Source organism: Coleofasciculus sp. G2-EDA-02, from assembly GCF_040226375.1.
GTDB lineage: Bacteria > Cyanobacteriota > Cyanobacteriia > Cyanobacteriales > Coleofasciculaceae > Coleofasciculus.
In genome coordinates, this window is the sequence record NZ_JAVKEW010000248.1 from 1 (window position 1) to 16,267 (window position 16,267).

Annotated in this window: 16 protein-coding genes and 1 pseudogene; 6 read left to right on the forward strand and 11 right to left on the reverse strand. The window is 45.4% G+C overall.

Features of this window, described 5'->3' with window-relative positions; genetic code table 11:
• The first annotated feature begins 215 nt into the window (after positions 1–215).
• A complete protein-coding gene (locus RLO19_RS28730; protein WP_446360868.1) occupies positions 216–2,234 on the forward strand; it encodes a M48 family metalloprotease in 2,019 nt (672 codons plus the stop codon).
• A 113-nt stretch (positions 2,235–2,347) separates the two neighbouring features.
• Here RLO19_RS28730 and RLO19_RS28735 read toward each other — a convergent pair whose 3' ends face one another.
• Both RLO19_RS28735 and RLO19_RS28740 read right to left on the reverse strand, forming a co-directional pair.
• Positions 2,348–2,581: a pentapeptide repeat-containing protein gene (locus RLO19_RS28735; RefSeq protein WP_446360870.1), complete on the reverse strand. Its 234-nt coding sequence runs from the start codon at positions 2,579–2,581 to the stop codon at positions 2,348–2,350.
• Positions 2,568–2,717 carry a hypothetical protein gene (locus RLO19_RS28740; protein ID WP_446360872.1) on the reverse strand — a complete coding sequence of 50 codons (150 nt, stop codon included), beginning with the start codon at positions 2,715–2,717 and terminating at the stop codon, positions 2,568–2,570. The genes RLO19_RS28735 and RLO19_RS28740 overlap by 14 nt, the downstream gene beginning before the upstream one ends.
• 184 nt (positions 2,718–2,901) lie before the next feature.
• On the opposite strand from RLO19_RS28740, the gene RLO19_RS28745 reads away from it, so the two are divergent.
• Complete coding sequence (locus RLO19_RS28745) at positions 2,902–3,261, forward strand: DUF4342 domain-containing protein (RefSeq protein ID WP_446360896.1); 360 nt, start codon at positions 2,902–2,904, stop codon at positions 3,259–3,261.
• Positions 3,262–3,448: 187 nt separating this feature from the next.
• Here the strand turns inward: RLO19_RS28745 and RLO19_RS28750 are convergent, their stop codons facing one another.
• Positions 3,449–4,219: a hypothetical protein gene (locus tag RLO19_RS28750; RefSeq protein ID WP_446360874.1), complete on the reverse strand. Its 771-nt coding sequence runs from the start codon at positions 4,217–4,219 to the stop codon at positions 3,449–3,451.
• 881 nt (positions 4,220–5,100) lie between these two features.
• Here RLO19_RS28750 and RLO19_RS28755 point away from each other — a divergent pair.
• A complete protein-coding gene (locus RLO19_RS28755; protein ID WP_446360876.1) occupies positions 5,101–8,265 on the forward strand; it encodes a DEAD/DEAH box helicase in 3,165 nt (1,054 codons plus the stop codon).
• Positions 8,266–8,441: 176 nt separating this feature from the next.
• On the opposite strand, the gene RLO19_RS28760 is transcribed toward RLO19_RS28755, so the two are convergent.
• The 6 genes from RLO19_RS28760 to crtH form a co-directional block, all read right to left on the reverse strand.
• A complete protein-coding gene (locus tag RLO19_RS28760) occupies positions 8,442–8,777 on the reverse strand; it encodes an element excision factor XisI family protein (RefSeq protein ID WP_446360878.1) in 336 nt (111 codons plus the stop codon).
• Positions 8,765–9,181: a XisH family protein gene (locus RLO19_RS28765; RefSeq protein WP_446360880.1), complete on the reverse strand. Its 417-nt coding sequence runs from the start codon at positions 9,179–9,181 to the stop codon at positions 8,765–8,767. The genes RLO19_RS28760 and RLO19_RS28765 overlap by 13 nt, the downstream gene beginning before the upstream one ends.
• A 475-nt stretch (positions 9,182–9,656) precedes the next feature.
• On the reverse strand, positions 9,657–9,905 hold the full coding sequence (locus RLO19_RS28770; RefSeq protein WP_446360882.1) for a HepT-like ribonuclease domain-containing protein: 249 nt from the start codon (positions 9,903–9,905) through the stop codon (positions 9,657–9,659).
• Positions 9,892–10,248, reverse strand: coding sequence for a nucleotidyltransferase family protein (locus RLO19_RS28775; protein WP_446360884.1), 357 nt, complete (start codon positions 10,246–10,248; stop codon positions 9,892–9,894). Before RLO19_RS28775 ends, RLO19_RS28770 begins: the two co-directional genes overlap by 14 nt.
• Positions 10,249–10,295: 47 nt before the next feature.
• Positions 10,296–11,312, reverse strand: coding sequence for a DUF4238 domain-containing protein (locus RLO19_RS28780; protein ID WP_446360886.1), 1,017 nt, complete (start codon positions 11,310–11,312; stop codon positions 10,296–10,298).
• 564 nt (positions 11,313–11,876) lie between these two features.
• Positions 11,877–13,421, reverse strand: a complete 1,545-nt coding sequence (gene crtH / locus RLO19_RS28785; RefSeq protein ID WP_446360888.1) for a carotenoid isomerase — start codon at positions 13,419–13,421, stop codon at positions 11,877–11,879.
• 341 nt (positions 13,422–13,762) lie between these two features.
• Between crtH and upp the strand changes: the two genes are divergently transcribed.
• The 3 genes from upp (at position 13,763) to RLO19_RS28800 (ending at position 15,348) form a co-directional block, all read left to right on the forward strand.
• Positions 13,763–14,413, forward strand: a complete 651-nt coding sequence (gene upp, locus RLO19_RS28790) for a uracil phosphoribosyltransferase (protein WP_446360890.1) — start codon at positions 13,763–13,765, stop codon at positions 14,411–14,413.
• A gap of 254 nt (positions 14,414–14,667) precedes the next feature.
• Positions 14,668–15,003, forward strand: coding sequence for a hypothetical protein (locus RLO19_RS28795; RefSeq protein ID WP_446360892.1), 336 nt, complete (start codon positions 14,668–14,670; stop codon positions 15,001–15,003).
• Between the two features lie 81 nt (positions 15,004–15,084).
• The gene (locus RLO19_RS28800; RefSeq protein WP_446339465.1) at positions 15,085–15,348 is read left to right on the forward strand and encodes a YggT family protein; all 264 of its coding nucleotides are present in this window, start codon (positions 15,085–15,087) and stop codon (positions 15,346–15,348) included.
• A gap of 35 nt (positions 15,349–15,383) precedes the next feature.
• Here the strand turns inward: RLO19_RS28800 and RLO19_RS28805 are convergent, their stop codons facing one another.
• Both RLO19_RS28805 and RLO19_RS28810 read right to left on the reverse strand, forming a co-directional pair.
• Positions 15,384–15,818 carry a hypothetical protein gene (locus tag RLO19_RS28805; protein WP_446360894.1) on the reverse strand — a complete coding sequence of 145 codons (435 nt, stop codon included), beginning with the start codon at positions 15,816–15,818 and terminating at the stop codon, positions 15,384–15,386.
• Positions 15,819–15,924: 106 nt separating this feature from the next.
• Positions 15,925–16,131 (reverse strand): annotated as a pseudogene (locus RLO19_RS28810) (SAM-dependent methyltransferase); the annotation flags it as partial.
• Between the last annotated feature and the right edge of the window lie 136 nt (positions 16,132–16,267).

Consider the following 16,267-nt stretch of genomic DNA (forward strand, 5'->3'; position numbering starts at 1 on the left):
AGACCTAGGAGGGTTAATGTTATTATAACACTAAAAAATAGAGTTTAAATCATGTAATTTGAAAATTTCGTGCCTCAATTTTCCGCTGTCCATCCTCACCCTACTATTGTTGAGGGTGAGGACTTCCGCGATTACGTTAAACAGGTAGAGCAAACTAGCGCCACTGCCTCATGGCTACAATCAAACCCTAACGAGCAATCCCTGGAGATCGGCTGATGAAACTGCTCTGGAACTCCCTCCTACTCTCCTTAGGCATCCTACTGCCAACTTCGACCTCTATCGTTTTAGCCGAGTCTGCGAAAACTCCTGAATCCATTCGTTCTACTCAAAATCTAACCGTTTTAGATTCCCACAGTGAGCCAACGGTTCAGACGCCAGATCCCCTCGATCACCAGATGTTGATCGGATCGCCTGAACAAGTCGCGGTTGAATACCAATTACCCGCAAACACGGCTGAAACTATTGTCATTCCAGACAGTCCCCCAGCCGCTTCCGCTTCAGTGATCGTCGCGGAGGATTCCTCGGAAACGCCAGAAACTATCGTCATCCCAGACACTGTACCCGCTTCAACTCCTTCAGCCCCTGAAGAGGAAACACCACCAGAGTTAAATACTCAATCCCCCTCATCTACAGTTGAAGACTCTACCGAAGTAGAGACAATAGAAACCCCAGAAACCGTCAGCGATGACTCGGCTGATGTAGAAGAGGACACAGAAACCACGGCGGAAGACTCTACCGAAGTAGAGACGACACCAACCTCACAAACCCCCAGCGACGACTCGGCTGATGTAGAAGAAGACACAGAAACCACAGCCGAAATTCCAGAACTGACACCCGAACAACGGGAACGTCAACAGAAGCTGATTGAAGCCGATAGCCTCTACATGAGCGGTCAATTTACCGCCGCCCAACAGCTTTATCAGGAAGCGAAAGCCTCTTTTGAAACGGAAGCAGCCCCAGACAAACCCACCGCTATTTATCAACCCAGCGAACTCTCACCGGCGGGTGCGGTGTACTGGCGTCAGTCGGAGGAAGGGTTAGAACAGCAGCTAGAAACCAAAATTCTTATCCCCCTCCAGTTTTTAGTCGAACAGCAACCAGAATTTATTCCGGCTCATCTACGCTATGCTCAAGTCCTTAAGGAGTATAACCGTCAAGATGAGGCGATTCAGATATTGGAGCGGGCGACAACCTTATATCCAAATGAGCCGGATTTAATTAAAGCTAAAGTTATCGCCCTAGCCGAGAGGAAACGCTGGTTAGAAGCTTCTCTAGCCGCCCGTCAGTTTGCCATGCTTAACTTCAATCATCCCCAAGCGGAGGAGTTTGAGGTGCTAGCGGACGAGAATTTAGAACGGTATCGATCGCACCTGCGGAGTGAACTGAGGGGAAACGCGATCGCGAATGTGGTTACGGGGGCGTTGGGTTATATTTTTACCGGAAATCTCTTTGGTCCGATTTCGGCTATTGAAACCACCACATTAATGCTGCGCGGTGAATCAGCCGTGGGTGAAAGCTTCGCCGGAAGGGTACAAAAGCAACTCCCCATGGTTGAGGATGAACAGGTGCTGGAGTATGTGCGGGAAATTGGCAACAAACTCGCGATCGTTGCTGGGCGGGATGAGTTTGAGTATGAGTTTTATGTGGTCATGGATGACCAACTAAATGCTTTTGCATTACCAGGTGGGAAGGTATTTGTCAATGCTGGCGCGATTTTGAAAACGGAATCTGAGGCGGAGTTGGCGGGGTTATTGGCTCATGAATTGGCTCATGCGGTATTATCCCATGGCTTTCAGTTGGTGACGGAGGGGAATTTGATTGCCAATGTTACCCAATATATTCCCTTTGGTCGCACCGCCGCGAATTTAATTGTTCTCGACTATAGCCGAGACATGGAACGTCAAGCTGATGCGTTGGGGACAAAGATTTTAGTCGCTAGTGGTTATGCGGCGGATGGACTGCATAATCTAATGATTACTTTAAATGAACAAGACCGCGATCGCCCCTTATTTGCATGGCTCTCCACTCACCCGAATACAGAGGAACGGATTAGCAATATTGAAACCCTAATTGAGCGCAATGGGTACAACCGTTATACCTACGAAGGCGTAGCCCGACATTTGGAAATTCAAGAGCGAGTGGCGCAATTGCTTAAGGAATACGAAGCGCAAAAAGAGTGCGAGGACAATGATGATGATGAATGTGAACAGAAGGAGGAAACCTCAGAAGAATAGACGTTTGTTCCGTTCGTTCGTAGTCAGGGCTTTAGCCCTTATTTGGGATAAATGACAAAGGACGGATGGCTCATTATAGCGGTTCTCAAATGGGTGCAATACAATTTGGGGCTTTATTCACACCCTTGCTCAGAGGTTTCACCATCTGGCATAATCACACCGCAAAGGTTAGCCCGTCTAAGGTTTGCATCAGTCAGATTCGTTAATCTTAAATAAGTCCCCCTCAAATCAGCCCCTTTGAGATTCGCATCGGTCAAATCTGCCCGTCTCAAATCGGCTTGTGTGAGATCCGCCCCTCTCAAATCCGCATCTCTCAAGTCAGTATCTCTGAGATCAGCGAATTTCAAGGGGAGCATCTCTCAAATTCGCCCCTTCCAAATCACATCGGCGACAGGCTCCAGTTTCCAATAACTGGCGAACCTGATCCGCATTTTCTGCCCGACTTGGAGTCACTAATCCTAATCCAGTCAGAAAAAAAATCATGATCAAAATTTTTGGGTACATATTTTCTTTTCTTGTCAAGTATCTCTAGATGCATTGTGCCAAAATATACGGTATGGATTTCTTTATATTGCCCCGAATCATCGAATCAATTCAATCCAACTGGTTAACTATCGAGCAACTGAGTTCGCTACCCTAAAAGGTAGTGACATACAACAGCTTAATGATGAACGAACCAATTCGCACAGAAGAAAGCTTCGAGGAGATTAACGCTAAAACTGTTCCTCTAGAAAATGAGTTACAGTCTATTGAACCTGAGATTGATACCACAACCCAAGTCAATGTCGAAGAATTCACCATTAGTGGCGATGACTTAGTGGGCAAAGTGAGGGAACTGATCCATCAGGGTAACATTCGCCGGATTATCGTCAAGAACGAAGAGGAGCAAATCTTAATCGAAATTCCCCTAACCGTTGGCGTCGTGGGTGGAGTCGTTGGTGTGACGTTGTTTCCCGTCATAGCGGCTGTCGGCGCGATTGGGGCGCTCGTTGCTCGTTTGAAACTCGTGATTGAGCGACGAGAGTAGGCAATCCGCGTCACCTTAAGGCTGGTGGGCATTGCCCACCCTACGGTATATCAAGGTTTCGGCGAGCCCAAAATGCAAATTTTCACTGCCAATCGTTTTAAGTGTAGGGGCGGGTTTTACTACTATCATTTATTTTGCACCCATAAGTAACTCGCGCCCGCCCCGACTTAGTTTCCCCTCTCGCCCATCAGCGCAAGAACTCTGAGGGCAAAAGCGGTTGATTTGTTTGTTCAGTTTTCAAAGGTTGCGGACGCACATTCTTAGGGGCTGGGGATTGTGGTGGAAGTTCATAGCGCTCCTTTCCCCAACCCCAATTCATATCTTCAGGTTTAACCACAGGGGGAGTTTTTCGACCCGTTGGTAGAGGAATCCGTTGGCTTTGAGTGACCTTGACATAAGGCTGACCTTCGTTACTAAAGCGAACCAGTTGACCTTCAAGTTCTGGTGTTTGGATGGTTTGATTTTCTACAGTTGGCAGTTGACCCTGTGGATCAAATAATGCCACAAATGATACATCAGCAGAGGGTTGCAAGGAGTCACCAATGGGTGATCGCTCCAGTTGCCATGCTTCCCGGAAATGTCCATCGGGCGCTACCTGCCATAAATTTAGCGTGGCTTGCCATTTTCCGTCCTCAACCCTAACCACTTGACGATCGAGAATGGAATAAGGGGCATTCGATTCATCGCCATACACTGCCTGATCAGGGAAGCGTAAATCGCGAATTGCGGCTACTGTAATTTGACTTTGATCAGGGAGATTGGTTGTGCCACTTAAGCTGTAGAGTCCAGGACGCCCTCCAGCTTGGGTGTTGAGGGTTAAATTGATCTCTTGTGAGTCTTGAAATGAACAGCTTGTACACCAAAGCAATAGTAAGACTAAAATCGTCCAATTCCGTAAAAAAGATAGGGGGCGCATTTTAAGGGCAGACGGTTGGTAAGATTGACTGAGCATAGTCATTTGTCATTCGTCATTTGTCATTTGTCTTAGGAGCCAAGTATTCCCCTGTAGGGGCGGGTTTAGGGACTCATACCAAGTTGCAGTCTAAGGTAGAATCTGTCATGCTGAGCAAAACCCTTCACTTCGGAAAGAGGGCAGGCTCCGTGAAACGGAGTGACGCGAAGCATCTGCCCAGATTCTGACGCTCGTTCCTCGCTATCGCGCAAGCGTCACGCTTCGCTCAGAATGACATGATAGAACGCAACTTGGTATCAAACTAGCTTGTCACTAATAACTGAGCAACAAAACCCGCCCTTATTCAATTGTCGAAGCCAAGCCTTCGTCCTGTAGGGGCGTAGATCAGTCATAAATTTTAGGAAGCAAAATGCTTCCACTACCAATAATTTTGCTGGATTGAGATGCTTCCCTAACTAACTACCTCTGGAACAGGATCAGACTTGATCGCTGAACCAATGATATAGTAGTCCTATCGACTGACTATCATAGCAATTTTATGGGCGTACTGTGTAGGGCTGTACAGTAAAATCTTAAATAGGAAATTATTAATAGTTGATTTATCAAAAAATAAATTTATAGATCAATCATATAATCAAGACACAATCGTGTCTCAGCTTTTAGACTTGGGCAAAAAGTGGCGAGCTGACTCAGTAGATTAACTGATGGTACGAATAAAGACTACAGTTGGCGGCTCAAACGGCGACTGATGGATTGATTAGAAGCTGGGCTTTGTGATCAGGAAATGCAACGCGATCGCGACGCTGTGGTGATTTCCTATTCGTGGGATTGAAGGTTAACCGCAGAGTTCCTTGTCCCCTACTGTACAATGATTGAACAAGCGAACGTGATCGGAATAACGCGCTAGCAGAATGGTGGCTTAGATCATGGCTGATCCAAATTGGGAAACCCACAAGACGTTTCTCTACCAATTGTTGTTGGTTAGTTTAAAGAGCAACAATGATGTATCCGTGGTGCATACAATCCTGGCGGAGAACACAGATAAGCTGAATGAGACGTTTGCCCTTGTGCTGCAAGAATGGGCGATCGCGACTTTGGCTGAACTGGACGATTATCACAAGCAGGATATAGCCAGACGCCTACAGGGGATTAGTCAGTTGATTAACCAGTTTCCTGGGGGCGATCGCACGGATAATCTGGAAATTGTCCGCATTGGCTACGAAATTGCCGCTCAGGTTTTTACTCAGACAGATGCTCCCCTGGATTGGGCGCAAAATCATTATGATTTGGGGTTAATTTACCTAGAGCGGAGTAGGGGCGATCGCGTCAGGAACCTACGCCAAGCCATTCAACGATTTGAAGCCACTTTCGCTGTCTACACCTGGGCTGCGTTTCCCGATCAACGAGCCAAGGTAGAAGTGTATCTGGAACACGCCTACCAGGAAATTCGACACCATGAGTTGATTGAAGCCAGCCATTCGGCTTTATCCCTAACCCCTCCGTTGTCTGAGTTGGGAACCCTCCAAGTCAGTGAAGCCGAAATAGCCGCAATTCAACCGCCTGCATTTCGTGCGATCGCTCAAAGCCTACTCGACGCAGAAAAGTTAACCGCCTTAGAAATTACCCCCGCTTCCCAGGAGGAGGCGAAACCCTTACCCCAGGATTTGCCCCCAGTTCTCCGCTATGCTTTAATGACCATTGGCATCAACTCTCTGTGGTCCCATCAGTACGCCTCATTACAGGCGTTGCGTCAAGGGGGAGATATTTTACTCTCTACCCCGACAGCCAGTGGCAAAACTCTGGCGTTTCTTCTCCCAATTCTGGAAACCTGTCTGATCAATCCCCACGCCACCGCCCTATTTATTTTTCCCTTGAAGGCGTTGGCGGTGGATCAGTTGCGGCAAATTCACGACATTCTTGACAATGTGCCGAAGTTTCAGCGGATTAATGTGGTGATGCTGACGGGAGATGTTCCCATGGCTGAACGGATTAAATTATTAGAACAATCGCCGCAAATTGTTTGTATCACCCCTGACTTACTCCACCATCAACTCTTTAAAGCTTTTAAACCGCAATGGCAATCCTGGCAATGGTTTCTGGCTAATCTCCGTTACTTAGTCATTGATGAAGCCCATACCTATCGCGGTAGTTTTGGTGCCCACTTTGCCAATTTAATGCGACGGTTGCGATTAGCGATCGATCAAAGTGGGGGAGATTCCACTCGATTACAACATATCTTTGCCACGGCGACGATTGGCAATCCCGGCGAATTAGCAGAAACATTTAGTGGAAGACAGGGAAATCTATACCTCATAGAAAACAGTGGTGCAGCAACGGCGGCGCGGACAACTCTCTGTTTAGCCCCATCTAAGTATGCCAATATTGAGTCTTGTGCGATTGTCCTATCTTGGTTAGATCAAGGACTCAAGGGGATTGTTTTTTGTAATAGTCGCATTTCTCTAAAATCTCTATTAAATCAGATCCAAGAAAATCTAGAACAACGGGGACAAGGCTATCTCAAATCCCAGGTTAGGATATTCTACGGTTCGCTGAAGCCCCATCATCGTCGCCAAATTATTCAGCAATTGAGTGCTGGAGAAATTAGCATTATTTTGGCAACGTCAGCCTTAGAAGCAGGGATTGATATTCCGGAACTGGATTGTTGCTTACTGCGCGGTTATCCCGGTTCACTCATGCAGTTACGTCAACGTCAAGGAAGGGCGGGACGAAAAAGCCCAGGTTTAGTTATTTTTCTGCCAATTGCTCAAAACGCCTTGGATTATTTTTATGGGAATAACCCGGATTTATTGCTAAGGGGTGAGGTGGAAAGTGCGGTGTGTAATCCCGACTATCAAGTCTTCCTCAAACAGCATTTACTCTGTGGGGCTTGTGAGAGTGGTATTCCTTTAGAGAAATTTCATCAGTATTTTAGTCAGCCAGCCGCAGACATTGCCATTCAGTTAATAAATCAAAAGCAGTTATCCCTCTCTCGCAACCAGCACTTGTGGACGAAACCTTACCCTCATAAAGAGGTACAAATGCGAGGAACTAACCATTGGACGGTGACATTAGTAGATCAAGATACGGGGGAAGAATTTGAAGAATTGGATGAAAAGCACGCCCAACGAGAAGTGTTTCCCCAGGCAATTTATCAGCATCAGTCGTCCTGGGGTGAGCGGGTTTGGTATTCTTGTCAAAACCTTGATTTGCAGAACCAAAAGGCAATTTTAAAACCTCTAGACAAAGATCCTAAGCAGTTAACTCGTGCGGAGCAAGAAACCGAGATTGAACTTAAATCTCACTTAGCCGAACCGAAGATTCTGGAGACAATAATTCCGGAAGGACGAATACGCTTAATTCTGGGTTGGGGAGAAATTACTGATTATGTTACTGGATATACAATCTACAGTCTAGAATACGACAAAACCTGCAAAAATTTCCAATGTCGGCAATATCATAAGCCAGTTAAAGAAGCTCAATGTCCAGACTGTCGGCGCAAGACGCGGTTTGCTGAAATCCAGAAACGGATTAAAACGGTGAATTTTGAGGAGCCTTATTTAACCCGACTTGAAGCACCTGTACTGCAAATCGAGGTTAACCAACCCATTAAGGACTATTTGACTCAACAGGTTAAAGGCGTTAAACAAAAAGTGATTCAGCAGTATGGGGAAGATATTCCTAGTGACTATAAATGTCTTTGGTTTTGTCCGTCAGAACAGATTGCTTTACATTCTCTCACTCACCAAATTAATTTAGCTGTACCCTTGTTAATTCTGAGCGAGACTCAGGAGGTGAATAGTCTAATCGTTAACAAACCCAACCGTCAGCAAACCTTACCCACAATTGGGTATTGGTTTGATACAACACCAGGAGGAAATGGGGTATCTGAGGCTATTTTTCATCGTTTCGGGGATTTTGCATTTAAAGCAAAGGTGTTAGCCGAAGGGTGTGACTGCGATGAGGGTTGTCCTCGCTGTTTGATGCAGCACAGTTGTCCTGAGAGTAATGTGGCATTGAATAAGAGTTTGGGGCTTTCATTATTGGACATGATCACCCAGGTGGAGACGTTACCTTTGGCTTCGGGAGGTTAGATATGAAAAGGTTTTACCCTTTTTTCTTGAAGACTAGCAATTATAAATGCCACTCAAAGCCCTGATTGATTATAACCCAGACACTGACGTTCATCCGTTAGATTAACTATCTGTTTGACTCCATGAATCACCACTGAATGGATACCAATGTGGATAGTGGCATGACAGTTTGAAGCCTAAGCAACGCCATACCCAGTATAAGGGCGTTTGTAGGGCGGATGTAACCCTAATACGATGTCTTCTTTAGGGATGCCCATTTCCTGCAATTCTTGACCTACATCAACGTCAGTGGTGTTTTGCTGTAGCCAAATCTTGCCATCTTTAATATCAAAGTGCAGGACAGTGTGATAGACTCGCTTTAAGCCGTTCCAACCTACTCGCATGAATTGATAATGATCTCGCACTGAGTCAAAGAATAGCTGACTTTCTACATCTTGATCACGGGATTGATACTGGCTGTGTTTTTCTAAAAGAGTTTGAATACAGTAGCGATAATGTTCTAGCTTATCCATTGCACAATCTCCTCAGTTACAGGTTCGTAAATAATGAGTTTGAGTTGATAGCGCTCTATGGCTACCTGAGCAAATTTACTTTGAAAAAAGGTTTCATAAGTTTCTAGGGGAACTGCCAGGTAGAGCAAGCGATCAGGTTGCTTAACATCCAGCATAATTCTATAGTTGAGGAATTGCCCCAAAGCTGTATGGAAATCACTAATTAATGAAGTTCCGATAAAGCTTTTAATCTCAACAGCAATCTTTTCTCCACCTCGCTGTGCTGCAATCAACCGCTCTGCTGCCAAATCAATTTTAACCTTGACCTCTTCCCATTCCAGTTCCAGTGGATCGTCGGTAATCATCCACTCGTCTTTCTCTAACCCGCGTCTGACTGATTGGTGAAAAAGGTCTTTTGCCGCCATATTCTCGATTGGTTTGTCAATTAGCCTGGTGTTTCCTGTGAGTCATTCATGCATTATGTCCTATTTCTACTTGAATAATTGAAAACTGGTAGCGTAGTCCAGAGAACTAGCTTTAATCGACTTCACCTGACGCTTGTGAATAATTGGCAGAAATTCTTGTAGTGTAGGAGAAACCCGATCGCATCAAAGTGGGACAGCCACGGGGGACACCACCATTCCGAAGGGAGCGATCACATAATAGCACCACGCACAGCGCGATCGCACGCTCATCAGTTGGCGGATTTGGTGGTTCTCCTGGGAAAATTGTGTAGGGGCGGGTTTTACTACTATCTTTTCCGTTGCACCCAGATGAGACTAAACCCGCCCCGACTGAGGTTTATAGCTACTCTTTCATTTCGGTGAGGCTGGTTTGCATTTGCTGAAGGAGTTGGGGAATATTGGTTTGAATGACTTCCCACAGAATTTTAATATCAACTTATTTGTACTCATGAATAACTCGGTTACGCATTCCTCGAATTGCGTTAATAGGAATTTCTGGATGAGCCTGGGTGAATGCTGGCGATAGGCGGTTCACAGCTTCGCCAATTATGACGATTTGATAGAGAACAGAGGATTGAGTTTTTAAGTCTTTGGCAAAGGTTTCATAGTCCAATGTTTCGCAGAATTCCAAAATTAAGCGACTGGCTCTAATCAAATCCAGTAAAACCTCTTTATCTCTGTTCATAAATCACTTTGGAGTTATCCAAAATATTCTGGCGGCGTATAGGGTTATGGCTTTGTTGAATTGCTGGTTTGGTGACGACATCAACGGGGCGGTGAAACAGTTGGCTCAGTTGTTGCTCAATAAGATCGAGATCGAAAAATGTAATTCTGGCTTTTTCGGAAAATTCCACTAATACATCAATATCGCTATCGGCATTAAAGTCTTCTCTCAAGATTGAGCCAAAGAGAGAAAGCTCTACGATTTGCCAGTGTTGACATAGTTCTTTTAGGGATTCACCGGAAATATTTAGACCATGAGGAATAGGGATTTGATGAGCTACTATTGATAATTCTGAATCATTCATGATGAATATTCCGTACTATACCGTCTAAAAAAGGACTGTAGCAAAAATCATATTTTACTGCCAAATCCCTTACTCTGAGTCTTTATAACAGGTGAATCATTTTGTGACTGTAGTATTATTTCCCGCATTGTTAGGGGAGAATTAGTATCTGTCAAGAACCAAGAATCATCCACTGTATTTGTGTTAGCAATTAAATCTTTTTGTGCATTTGCCCGTATTCTTGCATTAAACCGTCGAACCCATTCAGAATCAGTAGTGGTATAACCAGTACTAAGTCCTAAACCTCCTACAAATGCTAGTTTGGGAGTTAGGGGACAGATAAATGCTACTTTGGGTACATTCTCCCCCTCAAATTCTAGAATTGATGGATCTTCTTCTACAACGCACGGAGTATCAGAAGATAAGAGAGGTAGTCCATCTATTCTTACAATTTTGAAGGGATAGGTTTGCAACTCTTTTTGCAACTCTTCGAGAGTAAGCGATGCCATAACTAGCATTGGGTGTATCTTCGTAGCTAATGATGTAGCTAATGTCTCTAGGTAGGAGGAGGATTTCTGCTCTACTTCTGCTGAAATTTCCCGACGATAGGCTTTTGATTTAGCTTGACGACGAAGTAATCTGGTGTTTCTATTCTTAGAATTTTCTTCTATGATTTTGTCTACTACTTTGCGACGAGCTTTCGTTAGTGCAGGGTCAATTAAACTTTTCAAGGGTTGACGCCACCAATCTACCCGCATGAACATTGTTAAGACAAAAGTCCAAAGAGTCCTTTGATTCACTGTGGTGAGAGGTTGACCAGCTTCGATAGCAGGTAAAAGCATTCCCATTTCTGTTTCAACCAGTTCGCTTAAACAAGTCTCAACAGGATCGTTGCGTGTCCCATCAAGTTCCTGTTCAGTGAAATAGTGCTTTTCTACAAAAGCATTTTTAGGAGATGTGCATATTCCTTGAAGGCTATTCTTGTCTAAGATCCATACGAGAGTGCGATCAGGTTGGTTTAGGTCTGTCCATTTCTTTAAGTAAAACTGCGGAATAATATGATGGCGTTTACGTTCGTTCTTCATACTGTAGTTACACGCTACACTTATTATTATAAATAAAATTTACTTCCAATAATCCGTATTTTTACACAAAATAATCATTGAACACTAAAGAAAATATTAAACCTTTCTATCCTCAAATCTTGCACTTGGCGATTGGAAATCGCAGCTACACAAACAAAACCCGCCTGCGCGGGTTCAAATCTTTTATTTTCTGTTAGTCCGCGTAGGCGGACTTGGGTTGTATAGCCCCAGAATTCTATTCTGAGGGCATTCTCACGCCACCGGCTGTATCTGAGTCAACTGCCAGCGCGTGACACCACCTTCCTCATTTAGAACAGCCTATAATTCTCGATGAAGCCATCAGAAATAACCTTGAAGCTTTCCATGGTCGAGAGCAAACTTCTCCGTGGGAATGGTTTGTCCAAGCAACCCGAAAATCAGCGCCCATGATTTCGGGCTTTTGACGCGATTATGCAAAGGGGTAAGTAACTGAAATCTGACACCAGTTGTAATAGAGCAATGGTGCGTTACGCTTCGCTAACGCACCCTACAATTTGATGGTTGAAAATGATGCAAAATGCGAGCTTACAATCCCAAATCCACCGCCACCCGATGGGCGCAAGCAAACCCAGAAAACGCCACGGCATTCAACCCTTGTCCCGGAAACGTACTATCCCCCACACAATATAATCCTGGAATCGCCGTCCGATTAAACGGCATCCCCAATAACCCCCTTAACTTGCGGCGCGGAATCGGTCCATAGGTGCCATCCTCACGCCCTAAAAACCGCCGATGACTGCGGGCGGTTCCTACTTCCATATAATCCAATCCTGCATCTAAACCGGGGAAAATTGCCTCCAATCGTTCAATAATCCGCCCCGCCGCTTCTTCCTTTTTATCCTCATACTCCTTAGCCGATAATCCCTGCCAATCCTCCATCCAACTCGGCGTAAAGGTATGCATAATATGATACCCTTTCGGTGCTAATTCCGGGTCAAGTAATGTCGGAATAGACACAAAAATAGTTCCCTCAGCCTCCTCCATCTTGTCCCATTTTTCCAATAAAATATGGTGACATTCTGTACCGAGTGGGAAAACCTTTTCCTCAACCCCTAAATGCAAACTCAAAAAACTGGGTGATTTCTGATACCGCTGCTGCCACTTTTTCTCACTTGCAGGCATCTGTTCTGAGGGCAGTAATTTCTCAAACGTATCCCAGCGCGTCGCATTAGAAACCACTCGCTTTGCTCGATACTCTTCCCCAGTGGCTAACCGTACACCCACAGCTTTACCCTTTTCGGTTAAAATTTCGCTGACCCTTGCTGAATAGCGAATCTGTCCCCCAGCTTTTTCCAATCCATCAACCAATTTCTGGGCAATTTCACCCACACCCCCTTTGGGATAATTAATTCCCCCATAATGGCGGTCAGAAAACACCATTCCCGCATTAATCATGGGTGTTTTATCCGCAGGTACGACTGACCAACAGTAACATTCCATATCAATAAACTGGAGTAACTGAGGGTCATGAATATAGCGACGGGCAATATCTCCAGCATTCTGGGGCAAATATTTCACTAATCCTAAACAAGCCAAAGGATGCTGAAAAAACACCCGCATCAGATAGCGAGGTTCTTCTAGAGACAGCAACTCCATCGCGTTGAGGCAATTAAATACCTTCCAGCATTCATCATAAAATTGACGAATTCCCTGTCGTTCGTGGGGAAAATGATCCGTCAATTCTTGTAAGAATTTCTCATACTCTCGATGAACCTTCAGTTCTAATCTTTCGGGTAAATGGTAGTGAATCTGAACCTCATCGGGAATCGTTTCTACACCAACATTTACCGCGTCTAAGGCTTTGGTCAATAGATTGGTGGTTCCTTCAGTACCCAAACCAAAAATCATCGACGCGCCAACATCGAATCGATAGCCCTCGCGTTCAAAGTATCCAGCACTACCACCCGGAATCAGATAGCGTTCCAGTACCAGCACCTTGGCACCCTTAGCCGCTAGCTGAGTCGCCGTCACGAGTCCGCCAATACCAGAACCAATGACGATGACATCAAATACAGAGGTTTCGTTGAGAGCGTGATTCGTTGATGAGGGAGATTGAGAAGCAATAGCCATGAATTATGAGACGAGAGAGGTCTTTTACAAATTCGAGTTTAGCTTTTCTACATTCTCCCTTCCAGACGTGCCATGGCACGTCTCTACATGCACCCCCGCAAAAAAAAGAGGGTGGTTCAGGCTGCTACCGCTTGCCCGTCCCACCTACCAATCCTTAATGAGAGGAGAACACTGAGGACTACTATATCCTTGTTGAAAATAAATGTCAACACTAATGCAAAGAATTAGCAATAAACTAGGAAATTCACCATTTAGTCCAGATACCATCTCGGCAGCCGGGAAAAAAAAGCATTATCATGATTCAGTTTAGGTATTCCTTTGTCGTTATCGGTTAATTTACTATGGCTTTGCAATTACGTGTTTATGTTCCCCCTCACCCCCTAATCAAGCACTGGCTTGGCGTTGCCCGTGATGCGGCGACACCATCCCCTTTATTCAAAAGTGCGATGACGGAGTTAGGGCGCTGGCTCACCTATGAAGCGATTCGAGATTGGCTACCGACGGAAGATTTAATGGTTCAGACGCCCCTAGCCCCTTGTCCAGCCACAATGGTGAATCCAGAGACTCCTTTAGTAGTCGTGCCGATTTTACGGGCGGGATTAGCCTTATTAGAAGGGGCGCAAACCTTATTACCCTTGGCATCCATTTACCATCTGGGGATGGTGCGCGATGAAGAAACCTTAGAAGCCAACTGTTATTTAAATAAATTGCCCCAACAATTTGATCCGGGTACACGTATCTTAATTACCGAACCTATGCTAGCAACAGGGGGTACAATGATGTCCGCGATCGCAGAACTGACTAAGCGAGGTGCAGATCCAGGATTTATCCGCATTATCAGCGTTGTCGCCGCTCCACCCGCCTTACAAAAGTTAGGAGGCGATTATCCCTCCTTAACCATCTACACCGCTACAATTGACGAAGAATTAAGCCAGCAAGGATTTATAGTGCCAGGATTAGGGGATGCAGGCGATCGCGCCTTTGGCACATGATCACAGGGGGGAGTGTTGAGTGTTGATCCTTCGCTGCGATCGAGGGAAGCTGCTTTTGAGTGCGTAGGGGCAGGTTTAGGGACTTTCTGCTTGGCTATTGATGGTAACCTTTGTACAAAACCCGCCCTAACCTAAAACCCGCCTCGTAGAGAACGGCTGGGAAACTTCTACCGTGAAGATATGGCATCCGTGTCAGCCAACCGTTAATCTGGAAAAGCAGTTGCGTTTTTTATTTCAAGGGTACGAAAGGAAAAATGAGTCAGCGCGATGGTTTTACAGGCGGACTTCTCGCGGGAATCGCCATAGGGGGATTAGTCGGTGGCGTTATCGGAGCCATACTAGCGGGACAACGCAATAGTAGCAATGAAGATGCCGATCAGTCCTTACTCAAGTCCCGCCTATCCGAGAAGAAAGCCATGAAGGGCAAAAAGGCTCAACTCAACTCCGAGGAGAGCATTGAAGCGGCGCGTCGCAGTTTAGAAGACAAAATTGCCCAGCTTAATACAGCAATTGATGATGTACGCCAGCAATTAGGTCCAGTGAATGGGAGTACAGAACTCACCGATAGGGAAGGTTCCCTCGATTCCTGAGCCGGAATTGAGGGATATCCGTTAAACTTACTAGAAAGACACTATCTGCCCTCTAAACTTACTAAGGAAGCGAATAAATTCATGAGTGCTACAGAACTGCTAACCGACAGCCTCGCCAATTTCCTCAATATCTATTTACTGTTGATATTTGTCCGCATTCTGTTAACCTGGTTCCCCACCGTTGAGTGGATGAACCGAGTGGCTGAATTGCTCAGTCCAATTACTGACCCTTACCTGAATATTTTCCGCTCCTTTATTCCGCCGATTGGAGGTTTGGACTTATCTCCTCTCCTGGCGATTATAGTCCTGCAACTTATCGCCGGACTGTTTGGAGGCATGGCATAGTCTTGGGTTAAATATCAATGAAAGTCAACAGGCTTTTAGCGGCGGACTTTACCCGTAAAACCGGAGGCTTTGAATTGTTCAAGCTGCAATGGGGTTGGCTGATTAGCCGAAACCGTAATTCGCACTTCAAAATCACTAACGCCCGGTGGGACTTCATCAATGGCACCGAGCCGGGTACGATTTTGAAAGACGGGATTATGATTGGCATCGTAGATCCGACCAAAAATGTCAGCGTTGATCACGGGTTTACCTGACTTGTTGATGGCTTTGCCTGTAATGATGTAGCAATTGGCAGCTTGGAGAGAACCGGGCGTGACCAACCCTTCGGAAAACTTGGAGGGACATTCTTGGTAAGACAGATCAGACAGTTCAACCTGAACGAAGGCAAACGCAGCAGGGGCAATGACCCCACTGATTAGCCAAAAAAGACAAGCAACTGTAACGGTAGTAAACAAACTTTGAACTCGCATAACCGATAGTAATAATTATCTTAACTCAGTGATTCCATACCTCAGCATAGCGCGAATCCAGCCGCCAACCGTCCTAGATCATGGTGCTGAATGCTGGAATCATTCATTAACTGGCAGATTCTATCGGCTTCTGGAATAGCATTAAATGCTGCTGCGGTAAGAACTCTTTGGTTTCCAGCCACTGTAACCCCACCGCGTTCATTTCTTTACGCGCTTGTCTCTGAGTCATTTTATGCAGCGCTTTAATCGGAATCAAGGGATTTTCCCGGCGATATTCCACCAGTACAACTCGTCCACCGGGTTTAAGCGATCGGTGCGCCTCTAGTCATTAAATCAATGGACAAAAGTGGATTATGTGGCATAACTATAGCCATCATGCCGATGGATTGGTGTGCAGTATTTGTGGTTAATGATTTGAAGCTTCTGGATAGATGTGGAAATATCAAACT